This is a genomic window from Brevundimonas sp. GW821-FHT10E09, assembly GCF_058809375.1.
This window is the reverse complement of record NZ_JBXASO010000001.1, coordinates 242,746-260,551: the sequence shown is the minus strand read 5'-3', so window position 1 is coordinate 260,551 and position 17,806 is coordinate 242,746. Positions and strand designations below refer to the sequence as shown.

The 17,806-nt window shown below is 68.1% G+C and carries 21 protein-coding genes; 4 read left to right on the top strand and 17 right to left on the bottom strand.

What is annotated here, in order from left to right:
• The first annotated feature begins 125 nt into the window (after positions 1 to 125).
• A complete protein-coding gene (locus AC1RSI_RS01235) occupies positions 126 to 842 on the top strand; it encodes a hypothetical protein (RefSeq protein ID WP_035305618.1) in 717 nt (238 codons plus the stop codon).
• Positions 843 to 860: 18 nt separating this feature from the next.
• Here the strand turns inward: AC1RSI_RS01235 and flhA are convergent, their stop codons facing one another.
• From flhA to AC1RSI_RS01185, 10 genes are all read right to left on the bottom strand, one after another.
• Positions 861 to 2,957 carry a flagellar biosynthesis protein FlhA gene (gene flhA / locus AC1RSI_RS01230; RefSeq protein WP_035305621.1) on the bottom strand — a complete coding sequence of 699 codons (2,097 nt, stop codon included), beginning with the start codon at positions 2,955 to 2,957 and terminating at the stop codon, positions 861 to 863.
• A gap of 7 nt (positions 2,958 to 2,964) precedes the next feature.
• Positions 2,965 to 3,849 (bottom strand): class A beta-lactamase, encoded by an 885-nt coding sequence (gene bla, locus AC1RSI_RS01225; protein WP_052004681.1) that lies wholly within the window; start codon positions 3,847 to 3,849, stop codon positions 2,965 to 2,967.
• Between the two features lie 14 nt (positions 3,850 to 3,863).
• Entirely contained in the window at positions 3,864 to 5,282 is a 1,419-nt protein-coding gene (flbD, locus tag AC1RSI_RS01220) for a sigma-54-dependent transcriptional regulator FlbD (protein WP_035305627.1), read from the bottom strand.
• Positions 5,283 to 5,351: 69 nt separating this feature from the next.
• Positions 5,352 to 5,684, bottom strand: coding sequence for a flagellar motor switch protein FliN (gene fliN, locus AC1RSI_RS01215; protein ID WP_008258919.1), 333 nt, complete (start codon positions 5,682 to 5,684; stop codon positions 5,352 to 5,354).
• A complete protein-coding gene (locus AC1RSI_RS01210) occupies positions 5,684 to 6,331 on the bottom strand; it encodes a FliH/SctL family protein (protein ID WP_008263439.1) in 648 nt (215 codons plus the stop codon). Before AC1RSI_RS01210 ends, fliN begins: the two co-directional genes overlap by 1 nt.
• Position 6,332: 1 nt before the next feature.
• Positions 6,333 to 7,367, bottom strand: coding sequence for a flagellar motor switch protein FliG (fliG, locus tag AC1RSI_RS01205; RefSeq protein WP_008262778.1), 1,035 nt, complete (start codon positions 7,365 to 7,367; stop codon positions 6,333 to 6,335).
• Positions 7,367 to 9,004: a flagellar basal-body MS-ring/collar protein FliF gene (gene fliF, locus AC1RSI_RS01200; protein ID WP_008259645.1), complete on the bottom strand. Its 1,638-nt coding sequence runs from the start codon at positions 9,002 to 9,004 to the stop codon at positions 7,367 to 7,369. The genes fliG and fliF overlap by 1 nt, the downstream gene beginning before the upstream one ends.
• Before the next feature lie 96 nt (positions 9,005 to 9,100).
• Entirely contained in the window at positions 9,101 to 10,144 is a 1,044-nt protein-coding gene (locus tag AC1RSI_RS01195; protein ID WP_035305635.1) for an alpha/beta fold hydrolase, read from the bottom strand.
• Positions 10,141 to 10,749 carry a uracil-DNA glycosylase family protein gene (locus tag AC1RSI_RS01190; protein ID WP_035305637.1) on the bottom strand — a complete coding sequence of 203 codons (609 nt, stop codon included), beginning with the start codon at positions 10,747 to 10,749 and terminating at the stop codon, positions 10,141 to 10,143. Before AC1RSI_RS01190 ends, AC1RSI_RS01195 begins: the two co-directional genes overlap by 4 nt.
• Positions 10,739 to 11,041, bottom strand: a complete 303-nt coding sequence (locus AC1RSI_RS01185; RefSeq protein WP_035305639.1) for a DUF3253 domain-containing protein — start codon at positions 11,039 to 11,041, stop codon at positions 10,739 to 10,741. Before AC1RSI_RS01185 ends, AC1RSI_RS01190 begins: the two co-directional genes overlap by 11 nt.
• Positions 11,042 to 11,088: 47 nt before the next feature.
• Between AC1RSI_RS01185 and AC1RSI_RS01180 the strand changes: the two genes are divergently transcribed.
• Positions 11,089 to 11,523, top strand: coding sequence for a PaaI family thioesterase (locus tag AC1RSI_RS01180; RefSeq protein WP_008262173.1), 435 nt, complete (start codon positions 11,089 to 11,091; stop codon positions 11,521 to 11,523).
• On the opposite strand, the gene AC1RSI_RS01175 is transcribed toward AC1RSI_RS01180, so the two are convergent.
• The 7 genes from AC1RSI_RS01175 to AC1RSI_RS01145 all read right to left on the bottom strand — a co-directional run bounded on the left by AC1RSI_RS01175 (position 11,507) and on the right by AC1RSI_RS01145 (position 16,484).
• A complete protein-coding gene (locus tag AC1RSI_RS01175; protein ID WP_081836072.1) occupies positions 11,507 to 12,139 on the bottom strand; it encodes a YoaK family protein in 633 nt (210 codons plus the stop codon). The two genes, AC1RSI_RS01180 and AC1RSI_RS01175, sit on opposite strands and share 17 nt — an antisense overlap.
• Before the next feature lie 12 nt (positions 12,140 to 12,151).
• Positions 12,152 to 12,772, bottom strand: coding sequence for a glutathione S-transferase family protein (locus AC1RSI_RS01170; protein WP_008258672.1), 621 nt, complete (start codon positions 12,770 to 12,772; stop codon positions 12,152 to 12,154).
• A 26-nt stretch (positions 12,773 to 12,798) separates the two neighbouring features.
• Complete coding sequence (locus AC1RSI_RS01165) at positions 12,799 to 14,073, bottom strand: NupC/NupG family nucleoside CNT transporter (RefSeq protein ID WP_035305644.1); 1,275 nt, start codon at positions 14,071 to 14,073, stop codon at positions 12,799 to 12,801.
• Between the two features lie 83 nt (positions 14,074 to 14,156).
• Positions 14,157 to 14,585 (bottom strand): DoxX family protein, encoded by a 429-nt coding sequence (locus tag AC1RSI_RS01160; RefSeq protein WP_154725762.1) that lies wholly within the window; start codon positions 14,583 to 14,585, stop codon positions 14,157 to 14,159.
• 11 nt (positions 14,586 to 14,596) lie between these two features.
• Positions 14,597 to 15,346 (bottom strand): HvfC/BufC N-terminal domain-containing protein, encoded by a 750-nt coding sequence (locus tag AC1RSI_RS01155; protein ID WP_035305647.1) that lies wholly within the window; start codon positions 15,344 to 15,346, stop codon positions 14,597 to 14,599.
• A complete protein-coding gene (gene bufB, locus AC1RSI_RS01150; RefSeq protein WP_035305650.1) occupies positions 15,343 to 16,191 on the bottom strand; it encodes an MNIO family bufferin maturase in 849 nt (282 codons plus the stop codon). Before bufB ends, AC1RSI_RS01155 begins: the two co-directional genes overlap by 4 nt.
• Complete coding sequence (locus AC1RSI_RS01145) at positions 16,191 to 16,484, bottom strand: BufA1 family periplasmic bufferin-type metallophore (protein ID WP_035305653.1); 294 nt, start codon at positions 16,482 to 16,484, stop codon at positions 16,191 to 16,193. The genes bufB and AC1RSI_RS01145 overlap by 1 nt, the downstream gene beginning before the upstream one ends.
• Positions 16,485 to 16,636: 152 nt before the next feature.
• On the opposite strand from AC1RSI_RS01145, the gene AC1RSI_RS01140 reads away from it, so the two are divergent.
• Both AC1RSI_RS01140 and AC1RSI_RS01135 read left to right on the top strand, forming a co-directional pair.
• Entirely contained in the window at positions 16,637 to 17,179 is a 543-nt protein-coding gene (locus AC1RSI_RS01140) for a sigma-70 family RNA polymerase sigma factor (RefSeq protein ID WP_035305656.1), read from the top strand.
• Positions 17,169 to 17,804 carry an NrsF family protein gene (locus AC1RSI_RS01135; protein WP_008261328.1) on the top strand — a complete coding sequence of 212 codons (636 nt, stop codon included), beginning with the start codon at positions 17,169 to 17,171 and terminating at the stop codon, positions 17,802 to 17,804. The genes AC1RSI_RS01140 and AC1RSI_RS01135 overlap by 11 nt, the downstream gene beginning before the upstream one ends.
• Positions 17,805 to 17,806 lie beyond the last annotated feature (2 nt).

The window sequence follows — 17,806 nt, the reverse complement described above, 5'->3', positions numbered from 1 at the left end:
AGCATTAGCGGCGCCGGGGCGTGCGTCAAACGCCTGTTGCACGAAACCTGCGGGCTTTTCGCGGCTTGTGGTTAATATGGCCCGGCATGACCTTGCGGGGGCAGGGCTTAATCGGGGACGGGACGATGATCGGGTGGTGGTGGATTTTGCCGACGGCGGTGGCGCTGATCGGGCTGGTTCTGCTGATCCGGGGCTTGCGGGCCCTGTTCGGCGGCAAGCCTCTGAGCGGGGGCCTGGGCGCAGTCTTCGGCGGGGCCATTCTCTGGGCCGCCTGCCTGGCCGCCCTGTTCGGCATGAATATTCAGACCTACGCCCGCCTCACCTACGAGCGTCCGGTCGCCACCCTGACCCTGCGCCAGATCGGGCCGCAGTATTACGAGATCAACCTGGTCCAGCCCCCGCGCGAGGGCCAGGCCGCCGCTGCGGGCGCCCTCTATCCGGTTCACGGCGACGACTGGCGGATCGAGGCCCAGGTCCTGAAGTGGAAGCCTTGGGCCAATGTTCTGGGGCTGGATGCGCAATACCGGCTGGACCGGTTGTCCGGCCGGTATCGAGCCATCGAACAGGAGTTGCACGGCGAACGCAGCGCCTATGACCTGGCGGCGGCCGAAGCCAACGCCCGCAACGGCGCCGTCCCCTTCAAGGTCGAGGCCTGGGACGCCATCCGCCGCTACCGGCGCTATGTGGATGCTGCGGACACCCTGTACGGCTCGGCCGCCTATATGCCGATGGCCGACGGCGCCCGTTACGAGGTCTGGATCACCCAGTCGGGTCTGGTCGCCCGCCCCGTCAACGACGTCGCACGCAACGCCTCCGCCGGCGGCTGGACGGTGGCGAACTAGGCCGCGATCCAGTCTGGTCTAAACCTGCCCCAGGGTGCGCAGCTTGGCGCGCGGGTGGATCTCGTTCTGACTCATCACCACCGTCTGCCCGCGGAAGCGCTCGATGATCGAGCGGACATAGGGGCGGGTCTGGGGTCCGGTCAGCAGGACGGGATTTTCGCCTGACATGGCGATCCGTTCGAAGGTCTCGCGCACGGATCGGATGAAGTCCTGAAGCCGTGACGGCGCCATGGCCAGTTGCTTGTCCTCGCCGCCGCCGACCAGGCTCTCGGCGAAGGCGCTCTCCCACTCCGGCGACAGGGTGACAATGGGCAGGGCGCCGTCGCCGCCCTGGTGCTGCCAGCACAGCTGGCGGGCCAGGCGGGCGCGGACGTGTTCGACCAGGGTGGTGACGCTCGTGCTGTGGGGCGCCGCCTCGGCCAGGCCCTCCAGGATCGCCGGCAGGTCGCGGATCGAGACCTTTTCGCGCAGCAGGGCCTGCAGCACGCGCTGCAGGGTGGTGACGGTGACGACGCTGGGGATCAGTTCCTCGACCAGCTTCTTCTCCTCGACCCCCAGTTCCTTCAGCAGCTTCTGCACCTCGCTGTAGGACAGCAGGTCGGCCATGTTTTCCTTCAGGATCTCCGTCAGGTGGGTCGTCAGCACCGTCGAGGGATCGACCAGGGTGTAGCCGTGGAAGGTCGCTTCCTCGCGCAGGTTCTCGTTGATCCAGGTGGCCGGCAGGCCGAAGGCGGGCTCGCGCATGTGTTCGCCCGGCAGCTCCACCTGGCGGCCGGCGGGGTCCATCGCCATCAGATGGCCCAGACGCACTTCGCCTGCGCCGGCGTCCATCTCCTTGATGCGGATGGCGTAGCCCTGGGTCGGCAGGCGCATATTGTCGAGGATGCGCACCTGCGGGATGACGAAGCCGTATTCCTGGGCCAGCGACCGGCGCAGGGCCTTGATCTGGTCGGTCAGGCGACGCCCCTCCAGATCATTGATCAGGCTGAGCAACGAATAGCCCAGCTCGATCTTCACCTCGTCGATGGTCAGGATGCTGGAGATCGGCTCTTCGACCTCCTCCTTGGGCTTGGCCGCTGCGGCGGCGATCTCGTCCTCCGTCGGCTGCGGCTTCAGCCGGCTGCGTCCCAGTTTCCAGGCCATGAAGCCCGAACCGATGGCCAGGGCGGCGAAGGGGATCAGCGGCATGCCGGGGATCAGGCCGATCAGGCCGGCGGCGCCGGACACAACGCCCAGCGACACCGGGTTGGTGGCCAGCTGGGTCACCATGGCCTTGTCCGCCGTACCCTCGACGCCCGCCTTGGACACCAGGAAGCCGGCGGCGATCGAGATGATGATGGCCGGCACCTGCGTCACCAGACCGTCGCCGATGGTCAGCTGCACATAGGTGTTGGCGGCCTCCATCGCCGGCATGCCGTGTGTCAGGGTTCCGATCAGGACGCCGCCGATGGCGTTGATGAAGGTGATGATCAGACCGGCCACGGCGTCGCCGCGCACGAACTTGGACGCGCCGTCCATGGCGCCGAAGAAGGTCGATTCCTGCTCCAGCTCCTTGCGGCGCAGCTTGGCCTGATCCTCGGTGATCAGGCCCGACGACAGATCGGCGTCGATCGCCATCTGCTTGCCCGGCATGGAGTCCAGGGTGAAGCGGGCCGAGACCTCGGCGATCCGGGTCGAACCCTTGGTGATGACGACGAAGTTCACCACCAGGATGATGGCGAAGATGATCACCCCGATGATGAAGTTGCCGCCCATCATCAGCTGGCCGAAGGCGTTGATGACCTGACCCGCCGCGTCGTGGCCTTCCTGGCCGTGGGTCAGGATCAGGCGCGTCGAAGCCAGGTTCAGGCCAAGGCGGAACAGGGTCGAGACCAGCAGCACGGTCGGGAAGATGGCGAAGTCCAGCGGCCGCTTCATCATCACGGCCGTCATCAGGATCAGCACGCTGGACACCAGCGAGATCGCCAGCAGCAGGTCCAGAAGCATCTTCGGGACCGGCAGGATCAGCAGCATGATCACGCCGATCACGCCGACGGCCATCAGCACTTCGCCGCGGTTGACCCAGCCCAGGACGTCGCGCCCGGTGGGGCGCGCCATGCCGTCCTTCATCATCATGGGCGTATCAGTCACGGCCCAGCGCCTTCAGGGCGCGGCGGGTCGCCTCGGCGATCACGGCGTCGCGCTGATCGTCGGTCGCCTCGGTCGCGCCGGTGAAATAGGCGGCGACGATGACCGGCGAACCGCTCAGCGGCGTCAGCATGGCGATGTCGTTGGCCGTGCCGTTGGCGCCGGTCCCGGTCTTGTGGGCCACGGTCCAGCCTTCGGGCGCAGCGGCCTTGATCCGGTTCGGGCCGGTTGGCGAGGCCGTCAGCCAGCCGTGCAGCAGGGCGTCGTTCTCCGGCGTCAGCCGCTCGCTGAAGGCCATCTCGCGGATATTGGCCAACGTCTGCTCGGGCAGGCAGGTGTCGCGCGGGTCGTTGGGCAGGGCGGTGTTCAGGTCCGGCTCCAGGCGCGAAATCACGGTGGTGGTGTCGCCGAAGGTCGGCCACCACGAACGCCATACGGCGATTCCGCCCATTTCGCGGATCAGGATGTTGGCGGCCGGATTGTCGCTGACCTCCACCGTCGCCTGCATCAGTTCGCGGATCGTCAGCGTACGGCCCACGGCCTTTTCGGTCACAGGCGCATGGGGGACGATATCGGCGCGGGTGACGGCGACGGCGCGATCCAGGCTCTCCTCGTCGCGCTGCACCCGCTCCAGGGTGGCGGCGGCCAGAAAGGCCTTGAACGTCGAGCAGAAGGCGAACCGCTCCTGGCCGCGCCACAGCACGCGTCGGCCGCTGGCGACGTCCAGGGCCGCGACGCCGAGCCGGCCGCCGTGACGCGCTTCAAGATCGTTCAGGAAGAAGTCCGGCGCCTTTTCGGCCGGGATCTCGTCCTGTGTGCGCGGCGTGCAGGCGGCCAGGCCCAGCGCACCGGCGCCGGCGATCAGCTTTCGTCTGTCCACACCGCGCCCCATGCTCAGGCTGCGTAGCCCGAGGCGGAGACGCCCGACTGGGGCGCCGGGATGGTCGTGCCCTCGTCGGCGTATTCGTTCAGCTTGTTGCGCAGGGTGCGGATCGAGATGCCCAGGATGTTGGCCGCATGGGTGCGGTTGCCCAGGCAGTGGGTCAGGGTGTCCAGGATCAGGGTCTTTTCCATCGCCGCCACCGTCTGACCGACGAAGCTGCGCGTCACCGCATCGGCCGCCTGGGCCGCCCGCGCCGCGACGCCGCCGCCGTAGGGGTTTTCCTGACCCGTCGAGGCCGCGCCCATCATGCCCGAAGCCGGGGTCAGGGGCTGACCGTCCGGCAGGCGGATGGCGTCGACGTCGATCTCCGGCCCGGTCGCCAGCAGCACTGCCCGGTGCATGGCGTTTTCCAGCTCACGGACGTTGCCGGGCCAGCGGTGGGCGCTGATGGCTTGGCGTGCGCGCGCCGAGATCGGCCGAACCGGCACGCCGTTGGCGGCGGCGTATTTCTTGATGAAATGCTCGGCCAGAACCCCGATGTCGCCCGGCCGCTCGCGCAGGGCCGGCAGGCGCAGATTGACGACGTTCAGCCGGTACAGCAGGTCTTCGCGGAACGTGCCTTCCGACACGGCGCGGGCCAGGTCGCGGTTGGACGTGGCGATGATGCGGATATTGACCGACACCGGCTTGGAGCCGCCGACGCGGTCGATGACCCGTTCCTGGATCGCGCGCAGCAGCTTGGCCTGCAGCCGGGCGTCCATTTCGCTGATTTCGTCCAGCAGCAGGGTGCCGCCATCGGCCTCTTCGAACTTGCCGATCCGGCGCGCGACGGCGCCGGTGAAGGCGCCCTTCTCGTGCCCGAACAGTTCGGATTCCAGCAGATTGTCGGGAATGGCGGCGCAGTTGACGCTGATGAAGGGACGTTCCGACCGGCGCGAATTGTCGTGCATGTAGCGCGCCATCACCTCCTTGCCGACGCCGCTTTCGCCGGTGATCAGGATCGAGGCTTCCGAGCGCGCCACCTGGTCGGCCAGTTGCAACACCGCCTTCATCGACGGGTCGGCCGAGATCATCGGCTTCTCGTCGTCGGCGACAGCGGCCAGGACGGCGGCGATCAGTTCCGCGTCGGGCGGCAGGGGGATGAACTCCTTGGCCCCGGCCTTGATCGCCGCCGCAGCCTCACGCGCATCGGCGTCGACGCCGAAGGCCACCACCGGCACCGTAATCCGTTCGGCCTCGTTCGCGGCGATCAGGGCCGCGATGTCGAGCTGGTAATCGACCATCAGCAGGTCGGCGCCCTGCCCTCGTCGCAACTGCTCGGTCGCCTGATCCGCGCGCTCGACGTGGCTGACCTTGGCGCCGTGCGCCATGGCCATCTTCACCGCCGAAGCGAGCTGTCCGCTCAGTCTGCCTACCACCAGAAGACGCATTGTTCTTCTCCTCTAAACTTTCATCCGGGTCGCCGTTGTTCAGCCGCGCAGAACCTGCGCGGCGTCGCTTCAGCCCCCCGAGTCCTCGGTCTTGATGATTTCCGTCATGGTCACGCCCAGCCGGTCGTCGACGACGACGACCTCGCCACGCGCGATCAGACGGTTGTTGACGAAGATGTCGATGGCCTCGCCGACCTTGCGGTCCAGCTCCAGCACCGACCCCTTGTTCAGTTTCAGCAGCTGGGCCACCGACATGTGCGACTTGCCCAGCACGGCCGAGATGTTCACCGGCACCTCGAAGACCGTGGCCAGGTCGGCGGCGGTCTTGTCGCCATGATCATCGACCACGGCCAGGGCGGTGGAGTCCGGGAACTCCTCGAGCGAAAGATCGTCGGAGGCCATCAGAAATCACTCCGGTCAGTATTGATAGGGGGTTCGGCGTGCCCGGCCTCGGCGGCCAGGGCGGCGGTCAGAGCTTCGGCCACGCGTGTGGCCGAGCCTTCCGGATCGTGGTCGGCGCGGCCGTCGGCCCATTCCAGCTGGAAGGCCGCAACTCCCATGCCCGGCTCGTCGCGGAAGGCGACGACGCCGGTGAAACCGCTGTCGGCGCAGGCGCTCTCGATCTGGGCGCGGCCTTCGTCGTCCAGACCGGCCGCGCGCACGACCAGACGCGGCGAGGCGTCGATCTCCTGGGCCAGCGCCTCAAGGGCGGCGCGCAAGGGGGCCTGGGGGAAACGCTCCAGCGCCGCGCCGCCGATGGCCCGGGCGGCCGCCAGGGCCAGGTCGGCCGACTGTTCACGATGCGTCTGGGCCACGTTCCTCAGCGAGGGCAAGGCCGCCGCCACGCCCTGGGCGATATTGGTCAGAGCCATGGCCCGGATGTTCTCGATCTCGTTCAGCGCCTGCTGGCGCGCCTCCAGCTGCGCATGGGCGACCAGGGCGTCCACCTCGGCCGGCAGATAGCTGCGCTTGGTCGGCTTCCAGGCGCTTTCGCGCACCACCGAACCGTCGGCGTCGAACTCGGTATCGAAGGCGAAGGGAGTGCTCATGTCAGTAGATCAACTCGTCGTCGGTGCCCTGGCCGGCCAGCATGATCTCGCCGCGGGCGGCCAGATCCTTGGCCACCTGCACCATGGCCATCTGAGCGGTGTCGACGTCCTTCAGCCGGACCGGCCCCATGGATTCCATGTCTTCGCGCATGATCTTGGAGGCCCGTTCGGACATGTTGGAGAAGAACATCTCGCGCAGTGGCTCGGAGGCGCCCTTCAGGGCCAGGCCCAGGGAGTCCTTGTCCACCGCCCGCAGCAGCGTCTGCACGCCGCCGGGGTCCAGCTTGGACAGATCCTCGAACACGAACATCAGGGCGCGGATCCGTTCGGCGGATTCGCGGCTGCGTTCTTCCAGGGCGCCGATGAAGCGCGCCTCGGTTTGGCGATCGAAACTGTTGAAGATGTCGGCCATCATCTCGTGGCTGTCGCGCTTGGAGGTGCGCGCCAGGTTCGACATGAATTCGGTCCGCAGCGTCGCCTCGATCTTGTCCAGAATCTCGCGCTGCACCGGCTCCATGCGCAGCATCCGCTGCACGCATTCCAGGGCGAAATCTTCCGGCAGTGCGGTCAGCACGCGGGCGGCGTGGTCCGAACGCACCTTGGACAGGATGACGGCGACGGTCTGCGGGTATTCGTTCTTCAGATAGTTGGCGAGAACCGCCTCGTTCACATTGCCCAGCTTGTCCCACATGGTCCGGCCGGCCGGACCCCGGATTTCCTCCATCAGGCCATCGACGCGGTCCTTGGGCAGGAAGGCGGCCAGCAACCTCTGGGTCTGTTCATAACTGCCCATGACCGAGCCCGAGCCGGCCAGGCCCGAGACGAATTCGATCATCAGGGCCTCGACCGCCTCGGCGGTGACATTGCCCAGGGTGGCCATGGCCTGGGAGATCTCCTTGACCTCCTCGTCGTCCAGCCGTTCCCACAGGGCGGTGTGCTCCTCGCCCAGAGCCAGCAGGATGACGGCCGCCTTTTCAGGCCCCGTCAGCTTGTTGGGATCGTCGATCGACAGCTTCTTGGTCACGAGCTTGGCCATCAGCCTTCGGCCACCCAGTTGCGCAGGATCCCGGCGGCCTCATCCGGGTGCGCCTGGACGAAATCCGCGACCTTCTTGACCGAAGACGCCTTCACCTGACCCTCGATACGGGCGATGTCGATCTTCTGATCCATTTCGTTCGGGGCCGGCAATTGCACCAGCTGGGGCTGACCGTCGGCGCCGATGACGGTCGTCGTCACCGTGGCCACGGGCAGGCCGGCGGGGGCTGCGGCCACAGCCCCAGGCGCCGCGCCGCCCGCCGTTTTCAAAAGCGGACGCAGCACGAAGAAGATCAGCAGCAACGCCACGACGGCCAGGATGCCCAGTTCGATCAGACGCATCACGTCGGTGCGGGAGAAGTCCAGCAGCGACGACTTGCCTTCCAGACCGCCGGCGATGCCGGTGTCGTGGTTGAAGCGGACATTGATCACCTCGATCTTGTCGCCCCGCGCCTCGTCGATGCCTGCGGCGGCGGCGACCAGGGACTTGATCTGGGCGATCTCCTCGGCGGTTCTCGGCGCATAGGTCGGCTCGCCCTTGCCGTCTGCGGCCGGGGTCCACTTGCCATCGACAGCGACGGCGACGGCGAGTTTCTTGACCTCGCCCGGCTCCTTGGTCGTCGTGGTGGTGGTGTTCGAGATCTCGTAATTTGTCGTCTCGGCGTTTTCCGCACTGGTCGCGCCGGCCGGCGTGGTGGCAGGCGGCGCGCCGCCGGGGATGTTGTTGGCGGCCGTCACGCCGCCGTCGTTCTGGCCCGTGGTGTCCGAGGATTGCGAGCCATTGGCGGTGGTCGAGCGCACGACCTGACCGTCGGGATCGAACTTCTGCTCCTGGGTAGTGGAGCGGCTCTGATCGATGTCGGCCGTGACCTGGACGCGCGCGGCGCCGATGCCGACCACGCCTTCGACGATATCCTTGATCCGCGACTGCAGCTGGGCCTCGGTATTGCCCTTGGTCTCGGCGGCGGAGGCGGACGAGAAGGTTCCGTCATCGGACCCGGCCGCCAGGGTGCGGTTGTTCTGATCGGCGACGGTGACGCGGTCAGGCTTCAGGTTCGGCACGGACGAGGCCACCAGGTTGCGGATCGCCCGCACCTGGTCAGGCGTCAGATCCCGACCGCCCAGCCCGACCAGAACGGCCGCTGTGGGATCTCCGGCCGCAGCGGTGAACATCTCGCGACGCGGCATGGTGATGTGGACGCGAGCGGCGGTGATGCCGCGCATGGACATGATGGTGCGCGACAGTTCGCCCTGCAGGGCGCGCTGCTCGTTCAGCTGTTGCTGGAACTCGGTCTGGCCCAGCACCGACTGGTTGTCGAAGATTTCGTAGCCGACCGACCCCGAGGTCACGAGGCCCTTTCCTGCAATCAGCATCCGCGCGGTGCCGACGTCGTCCCGGTTCACCATCACGGTCGAACCGTCGCCCTTGGAGGTGTATTTGATGCCGGCCTGTTGCAGGGCCGTGGTGATCTCGCCGGCCTCGCGCAGATCCAGATTGGAATACAGCAGGGCGTCCGGCGCCTGACCCATGCGCAGCATGACGGCCACCAGCACGGCGGTCACGCCTGCGGCGACGCCGAGGACTGCCGCCAGACGGCCGATCCCGAACTTCTGCAACGCCGCTGTAAAGCCGCCCACGCGTTCCCGCCCCAAACTCGCGGGAGACACTGACGCCCCGCTAGGCAGAAAATGCCGCCTGGATGGTAAACGTCACGTTAAGAGACGTTTACGGGGTCACCGCCGGCTCGCCGCTCGGCCATCGGGAGCGGCCGGCTTCTCCAGCTCCGGCAGCACCGCGGGCGCGCCCGACGGCAACGCCGCGTCGGGATTCCTCAGCCAGGCGGCGACGTCCCGGTAAACGATCTCGGCGTCCAGATCGCGGTTCAGCAGATGCCAGCCGTTCGGATACCAGGCCGTCTTCAGGGCGCCGCCGTCAGCCAGCGCCCGCTCCAGGGCCAGACGCATCGGCCCCCGCTTCACGATCTCGTCGTGCGCGCCATACATCAGCACGGCGTCGCCCCGGATGCGGCCCAGGCTGCGCGACGCCGTCTCCATCAGATCGACCAGGCCATAGACGGTGTCGAACCGGGTCGCGAGAATGTTCATCGGATCACGCCCGTTGCGGATCAGCTCCAGCGTATTGCTGGAGGCGTGGATGTCGCGGGTGATGAACTCGGGCGGCTCCAGCGCCACATCGCCGAGCGCGCGCGCCGCGATATTCAGGGCCGCGCTGTTCAGCGGCCCCTGGGTCGACCACCCCCAGACCCCCGGCGCCAGCAGCACCAGCCGGTCGGCGTCCGGCGGATTGTCTGAACCGAAGGCGGCCGCCGCCACCGATCCGCCCATGCTCTCGCCCACCACGGCGATGACGGCGTCGGGATAGCGGGCGCGGGCCAGGGCCGTGACCTCGCGCAGGTCGTCGGTCATCCGCTGCTGTCCAGCCCACACGCCCCGTCCCGGCGCCGCGCCGAAGCCGCGTTGGTCATAGGCCCAGGTCTCTATCCCCTGCTCGGCCCACCACGGCCCCGCCAGACGGAAGCTGGCGTCGTGGTCGTTCATGCCGTGCAGGGCCACGATCACCGCCCAGGGCGCCCGATCGGTCGGCCCCCAGCGCAGATAGGGCAGCCGCGCCCCGTCCGACATGACCAGGGCGCGATCCTCGACGTGAGCGCCGGCGAAGTCCGGCGGCGGCGTCAGCGGCGGCTGGATGTGGGGCGCGGCGCAGGCGGACGCTCCCAAGGTCAGAGCGATGGCGGCGGCGGGGAAGGCGGCTTTCATGCGCGCATCCTTGCGGGGGGCGTCAGGATCGAACGCACCCGTTCCCGCAGATAGGGAACCACCTCATCCTCGAACCAGGGGTTCTTTCTCAGCCAGGCCGTGTTGCGCCAGGACGGATGCGGCAGGGCCAGAATGTCCGGCGCATAGTCCCGCCACGCGCGCACCGTCTCCGTCATGTTCCGCTTCGCCCGCTCGCTCAGCGCCCAGGCCTGGGCGTAGCCGCCGACCAGCAGGGTCAGCTCCATCTGCGGCAGGGCCTCCAACAAGGACGGCCGCCACAGGTCGGCGCACCGGCTCGGCGGCGGATGGTCGCCCCCTTTCGGGGCCGTGCCCGGATAGCAGAAGGCCTGGGCCGCCACGCCGATGCGGCGGTCGGCGTAGAAGCTGTCGTAGTCCACGCCCATCCAGTCGCGCAGCCGGTCGCCCGACGGGTCGGTGAACGGCAGGCCGCTTTCATGCACCCGCCGCCCCGGCGCCTGGCCGCAGATCAGCAGCCGCGTCTCGGGAAAGACCCGCACCACCGGGCGCGGCGTATGCGGCAGCACGCCCGCACAGGCGCGGCAGGCGCGGATGTCGCTCAGGACTGCATCGAGATCAGTCGTCATCATCCTCGACGACCGGCGGACGGCGGCTCAGCGCCAGGGCCGTCTCTTCCTCGGTCGGCTGGCGCAGACGCGTCACCCCTCGGAAATTGTCCGGATCGACCGGCTTGCCCTTCTTGGTGATGGTCAGCTTGCCCTGGCGCATCAGGCTCAGGGCGAGGGCGCGCACCTTGGGCAGCATGCGCTGCCACTGCTCCGGCTGTAGCTCTTTGGCCACTTCAGCCGGCTCGATGCTCTTGCCGGGCTCCAGCCCGGCGATTTTGTTCAGGATTGCGGTTTCGATCGGATCGCTCATTGCGCCTATATGCTGCACAGCGAGACCAGAAGTAAGGCCGAGTCGTCATGCCGAAGAAAATCACCGTCACCGAGGGCGAATTCGCCGGCTGGCAGACCTATGACCTCCACGACACCTTCGACGTCGTGGTGGGGCCCTTCTACGGCAAGCTCGATCCTGACGGTCACATGCGCTGCGCCTTCCGCGCCGAGCAGAAGCACATGAACGCCGGCGGGCGGATGCATGGCGGATGCCTGATGACCTTCGCCGACATCGCCATGTTCCAGATCGCCTATCAGGAGATGGAGGGCGCCTCGGGCGTCACGGTCCAGCTGGACTCCACCTTCATCGACGGCGCCTATGTCGGCGAACTGATCGAGGCGACCGGCCAGGTCACCAAGGCGGGCAAGAGCCTGATCTTCGTGCGCGGCCAGATCAACACGGGGGAACGGCTGCTGATGACCTTCTCGGGCGTGATCCGCAAGTTCACGCCGCGCGGTTGAGCCGCACGATCAGGGCCATCAGCAGGGCGAAGCCGGCGGCGGGCCAGAGGGCCGCCAGTCCCAGACGGCCGAAGGTCAGGGCGCCCAGCACCGCCCCGAAGCTCAGCCCTGCCCACAGGGTCAGATAGGCCTTGTAGGCGTATCGGTCTCCGCCCTTTACAGCGCCTGCCAGGGCCTGCCCCAGCTTGACCAGGGTTCCGGTCATATAGGTCAGGCTGACCCCGACCTCTCCGTTCCTCAGGAAGACCGAGTTCTCGGCGCCCATGGCCATGACCATCAGGCCGACGGCGGCGGGCGTCAGCCCCGCGCCGGCCGCAGCGGCGGCCAGCGCCAGCAGCAAGGCCTCGAACATCAGCACCCGACTACGCGAGCGTACGTCCTCGCCGCCCGCGACCAGGGCGCCGGCGAAGGATCCCAGGACGAACAGGCCGAGTATGGCGGCCAGATGCGCCGCCGCCGGCCACTGTCCCTCGGCCACGCTGGCGGCGAACCGGGTGGAGTTCCCGCTCATGAAGGAGACGAAGACGCCGCCCAGATGCAGAAAGCCCAGACTGTCCACATAGCCCGCCAACCCCGCCAGCAGCAGGGCCAGCCAACGGTCCGAAGGCGTCAGCAACCGCAAGGCCGTTCAGACCCCGGCCTTGGCCGCCGGTCGGTCTCGGCAGGCGTCGAACCAGCGGTGCAGGTTCTCGAACTCGGCCGGGGGGCGATAGCGAACCATCCGCGCGAAATCCAGGCCGACCACCGCGACGATGTCGGCGATGGTGAACCGGTCCAGGGCGATGAACTCCCGCTCGGCCAGATGCCGGTCCAGGGTCTTCATGAACCGTTCCGCCGACAGCCGGTTGTAGTCGGCCACCTGGGGAATCTGCACCGCCTCCAGCGCCGCCAGGGCCGGATGCGAGTGGCGCACGTTCAGCATGATCGGGTTGGACAGATAGAATTCGCACCGGCGGGTCCACATCTCGACCACCGCCTGTTCGCGCGCATCGCGACCGAACAGATTGGGCTCCGGATACAGGGCCTCCAGGTAGCGGCCGATGGCCACGGATTCCGAAATGGTCGTGCCGTCGTCCAGCTCCAGCGCCGGCAGGTGGGGCACCCCGACCTTGTCGCGATATTCCGGCTTCTTGTGATCACCCGTCAGAATGTCGATCTCGACCAGTTCGACGTCCTCGACGCCCTTCTCGGCCATGACCCAGCGGACCCGGCGCGGATTGGGCGCGCGGTGCGAGGTGTAGAGCTTCATCGGACGCCTCCGTTCTTTTGAAAAACCTACTGCCCGAACACCGCCGCTGGCAAGGCGCCGACGACGGCCGCGCTCATCAGGGTGGCCATGAAGCCGGCGAACAGGGCCTTCCAGATCAGGCTCAGCACCTCGTGCCGGCGTTCAGGCATCAGCACCGACAGACCGGTCACGGTGATGCCGACCGAGCCGATATTGGCGAAGCCGCACAGGGCGTAGGTCATCAGCATCCGCGTCCGCTCGCTCATCGCCTCGGCCGGCAGCTTGCCCAGATTGATGAAGGCCACGAACTCGGTCAGGGTCAGTTTGACGCCCAGCAGCCAGCCGCCTAGGGCCGCCTCGCGCGCCTCGATCCCGATCAGCCAGGCGAAGGGGGTGAACAGGACGCCCAGGATCCGCTCGACCGTCAGCGGCTCGCCGAAGATGATGATGCCGCCCAGCATCAGGTTGACCAGGGCCACCAGGGCCACGAAGACGATCAGCACGGCCGAGATGTTCAGCACCACCATCAGGCCGTCCGACGTGCCCTTGGAGATGGCGTCGATGGCGCTGTCATACTTCAGGGCCGAGTCATAGCTGATCGACTGGATGGCCTCCTTGTCCGGCTCGGGCACGATGATCCGCGCCAGCAGCACCCCGGCCGGGGCCGAGACGATGGAGGCGACCAGGACGTGGCCGGCGGCGTTGGGCAGGGTCTGCGACAGGATGCTGGCGTAGGCGACCATGGTCGAACCGGCCACGGTCGCCAGGCCCACGGTCATCATCAGGAAGATCTCGGACCGGCTCAGCTTGTCCAGATAGGCCTTGATGACGATGGGGCTCTCGATCGTGCCCAGGAAGATGTTGGCCGCCACAGCCAGGGCCGAGGCGCCGCCCAGGCCCATGGTGCGCTGGAACAGCAGGCCGAAGCCGCGGATCAACCACTTCAGGATCTTCCAGTGCCACAACAGGGCCGACAGCGCCGAGATCACCATGATCAGCGGCAGGACGTTGAAGGCGAAGGTGAACAGCGCCCCCTCGTTCTGAACCGCATAGGGCTGGTCCCCGCCGGCCAGATAGCCGAACACGAACCGCGTCCCCTGGGCCGTCGCAACCGCCAGCCCGTCGATGGCGCCCGTCACCGCCGCCAGCACCGTGCGCGACCCCGGGATGCCGAACAGCGCCAGCACCAGCCCGGCCTGAACCGCCACGGCGCCCAGGGCCAGCTTCCAGGGAAAGACCCGGCGGTTCTCTGAAATCGCCCAGCACAGGGTGATGATGACGACCAGGCCGAACAGGCTCTGGAGGTTCAGAAGGCTGAACATGAAAGATGGATCCCTGACCGGCCCGCGCCGGCTTCATCCGCTTCAAGGACAAAGTGACGCGGCTGACAAGGGGCGTGCGCGTATCAGGCGATCTTCAGCACACGGTCCAGACTGATCGCACCCGGCCCGCGCGCGATCAGATAGGCCAGCGGTCCGGCCCAAAGCAGGTGGACAGGCCAGCCGCCCGGCTCGACAAAGACCTGGATCACCAGGGTCATGAACAGCAGGCCCGCCGCCGCCGGCCGCGTCGCCAGACCCAGCACGATCAGGATCGGCGCCAGATGCTCGGCATAGGTCGCCAGATGCGCCGCCATGTCAGCGGACAGCAGGGGCAGGCGGTATTCCTCGGCGAACAGGTAGCGCGTCGAAGGCGTGATCGTCAGCAGTCCCTCGACCTTGGTCCGTCCCGACAGGAAGAAGGGCGTGGCGACGCCCACGCGCAGCAACAGGGCGAGACCGGCCTCGGGTACGGCGGCGGTGATGCGTCGGTGAATATCCGCGATGCGGTTCATGATCGGTCCTTCTAGATTGAGGGTGAAGTGAAGACGCCGAGCGCGATGAGGTCGGCAAACAGAGCGGACAGATCCAGGCCGGGCGAGGCGGCCTGGGCCGCAGCCGCAGCGACGCCGAACGGCCGGTTGAGGCGGCAGGCGTCCAGAAAGACCCATTCCGCGCGACTCAACCGCCGCGCCTGTACCTCGGCGCCCGAGCGGTGCACCAGCAGGCCTTGCGCCTCGGCCCGCCATTCAAGAGACGCGTCCGGGGACGGATAGCGATGCGCGAGCCAGAGCGAGGGCGCCGTCCACTCGAACCAGAACAGCCGGACCGATGGGTGCAGAGCCGCCGTCGCCCCCGCCAGGGCGGGTCCGAGCGCGGCGGCCTCCCGCGCCTCTAACGGCGCCGCATCCTCCGCGAGATGGGCCTGGGTCCAGGCCCGGTCCAGCCGGGCGCAGGGCGCCAGATAGGTCATGTCCCGCGCCGGCTCGAAGCGGGCCAGCCAGTCGGGAAAGCCTGCGCCGTAGTCAACCAGGACCGGCCTATCGCCCGGCTGTTCTGCGACAAAGACGCTGGCGGCGGCGCGGAACCAGTCCTCGCCGACCATCTGCAACACGGTGGGATAGTTGGCTTCCAGGGCGTCGATCCGCCCCTTGATCGTCGTGTTGCGATAGACGGCCAGCGCCCCCAGCGTCCGGTCGCCCGGCTCCAGGTGCGGCCATAAAGGCTCCAGATCGCCGGTCAGCGCCCTGTCGAAAGCGGCGTGAAACCCGGTCACGCCACGGCCTCCACGGCGGTCATCGCTGCGGCGGCGCGCGCCTGTTCGATCAAAAGAACCGGAAATTCGGGAACATCGCCGTCGCGCTCGACCAGGGTCGGCCGAGGGCCGATGCGCGCGATCAGACGGTCATAAAGCGTCCAGACGGTCTCGGACACGGGGGCGTCGTGGCTGTCGATCAGCAGGGCCTCGCCCCAGACCGGATCGGGGCGATGACCCGCCAGATGGATTTCGCCCACCAGCTCGCCGGGTACGGCGTCCAGCCAGGCCTCGGCGGAGAAGCCCATGTTCGAGGCGCTGACATGGACGTTGTTGACGTCGATCAGCAGGCCGCACCCGGTCCGCCGGGCGATCTCGACCAGAAACTCGACCTCGTCCCACTCGTGGCCGGCCAGGGCCAGATAGGCGGACGGGTTCTCGATCAGCAGCCGTCGCCCCAGGGCCTGTTGCGCCTCGTCGACATGGTCGCACACCAGGTTCAGCATCTCGCGGCTGCGTGGGACGGGCAGGAGATCGGGATGATAGACGCCGCCCCGCCGCGACCAGGCCAGGTGTTCGGACACCACAAAGGGCTCGAACCGGTCGATCAGGGCGCGGAACCGGGCCAGATGGTCGCGATCCGGGCGTTCGTCGCCGGCCAGGGACAGGCCCACCCCGTGCAGCGACAGCGGGTGAACGGCGCGCACCGTCTCCAGCCAGCACAGGCGGGGGCCGCCCGCGACCATGTAGTTCTCGGGATGAACCTCGAACCACAGGCCGCGCTGGGCTCCGGCCGCCGGACAGGCCGCGGCCTCCGAATAATGCTGGGGCTTCAGGCCCAGTCCGGCGGTCGGAAGCGGGGGCATCAGCGGTTCGGGATCGGGGTCAGCGAACCGTTGCCCTTGGGCGTCTGGATCGTGGCGCAGGTGCCCTTGGCGACCAGTTTCCAGGCATTGCCCTGATAGTCGCGCACCGAGGTGCCGGCGCAGGTGGTGCCGGGCCCGGCGGCGCAGTCGTTCTGGCCAGCCTTGGCCACGCCATAGCATTTCTCCATGGCGTTTTCCTGCTGGGCCGTAGGCCGGTTCTGCGCGGCGGCGGCGTTGGCGCCCAGGGCCAGCAAGGCGCCGGCGCCGACCAGGATCTTGGCGGAGATATTCATGGGACGATTTCCTGTGTGACAGCCGTCCGGGGCGGAGCGGCCTGACAGCAGAGGTTTCGGTCCCGGCGCGGCGAAGGTTACGAGAAATATTTCGTCGTCGTCCGCCGCCGGGCGTGTAACCTTCGCCCCGTCCGGCGCGAATGGGATGCTGCGTGGTCGACAAGGAAGCCGAGCTCAAACGTCTGATGTTGCGGGGTCTCGACGGCGACCCCGTGGCCTGGCGCGCCCTGCTGACCGAAATGCGCGGCGCCCTGACCCCCTTCTTCAAACGTCGGCTGACCGGCTGCGAAGCCGATGCGGAGGATCTCGTGCAGGACTGCCTGATCGCCATTCACGCCAAGCGCGCGACCTATGACCGGTCGCTGCCCTTCACGGCCTGGGCCTATGCGATCGCGCGTTACAAGCTGATCGATCATTTCCGCCGCCAGGGCCGCCGTCACGACGTGCCGCTGGAGGAGGCGTCGGTCCTGCTGGCAGATCACACGGTCGAGGACGGCGTCGTCCGCCGGGATCTGAAGAAGGTCCTGTCCATCCTGCCGCTGCGCCAGCGCCGCCTCATCGAGGATGTCCGCGTCGGCGGTTTCAGCCTGGCCGAGGCCGCCCAACGCAACGGCTTTACCGAGGGCGCGGCCAAGGTCAGCGTCCACCGCTCCATGAAGACGCTGGTCGCCAGCGTGAACCCAAATGAAGACTGAAGACCTGATCGACGCCCTGGCCGCCGGTATAGAGCCCGTGCGCCCCGCCCGACTGGACCCGGCGCTGCTGGCCTGGGCCGGCGGCGCGGCTGCGGTGGCGGTCATCTTGTTGCTGGGGGCGCGGTCCGACCTGACCCAGGCGCTGCAGGCGCCCACGCCTTGGTTGAAGGCGATCTATACGGCCGCCCTGGCGCAGACGGCGATCTGGCTGGCGACGCGGCTGGGACGGCCCGGCCTGGACCCGCGGCCGGCCCTGTTCGCCTTGCTGGCTGTGGTCGGGATCGCCGTGGCGTGGGGCGGGATCGAGACGGTTCTAACGCCGCCGGGCCAACGGATGGCCGGCTGGCTGGGCCAGACCTGGGACATCTGCGGCCGCAACATCGTGCTGGTCTCGGCCTTCGCCGCGCCGCTGGTGTTTCTGTCGGCGCGGCGGCTGGCGCCGACACGGCCGACGACGGCCGGTCTGGCGCTGGGTCTGGCGACGGGCGGCATCGCCGCCACCGCCTATGGTCTGCTGCACTGTGGCGAGGCGACCGCCGCCTTCGTCGCCACCTGGTATACGCTGGGGGTCGCGGCCGCCGGCCTGATCGGCGCCGCCGTCGGCCGCTTCGCCCTGCGTTGGTGACG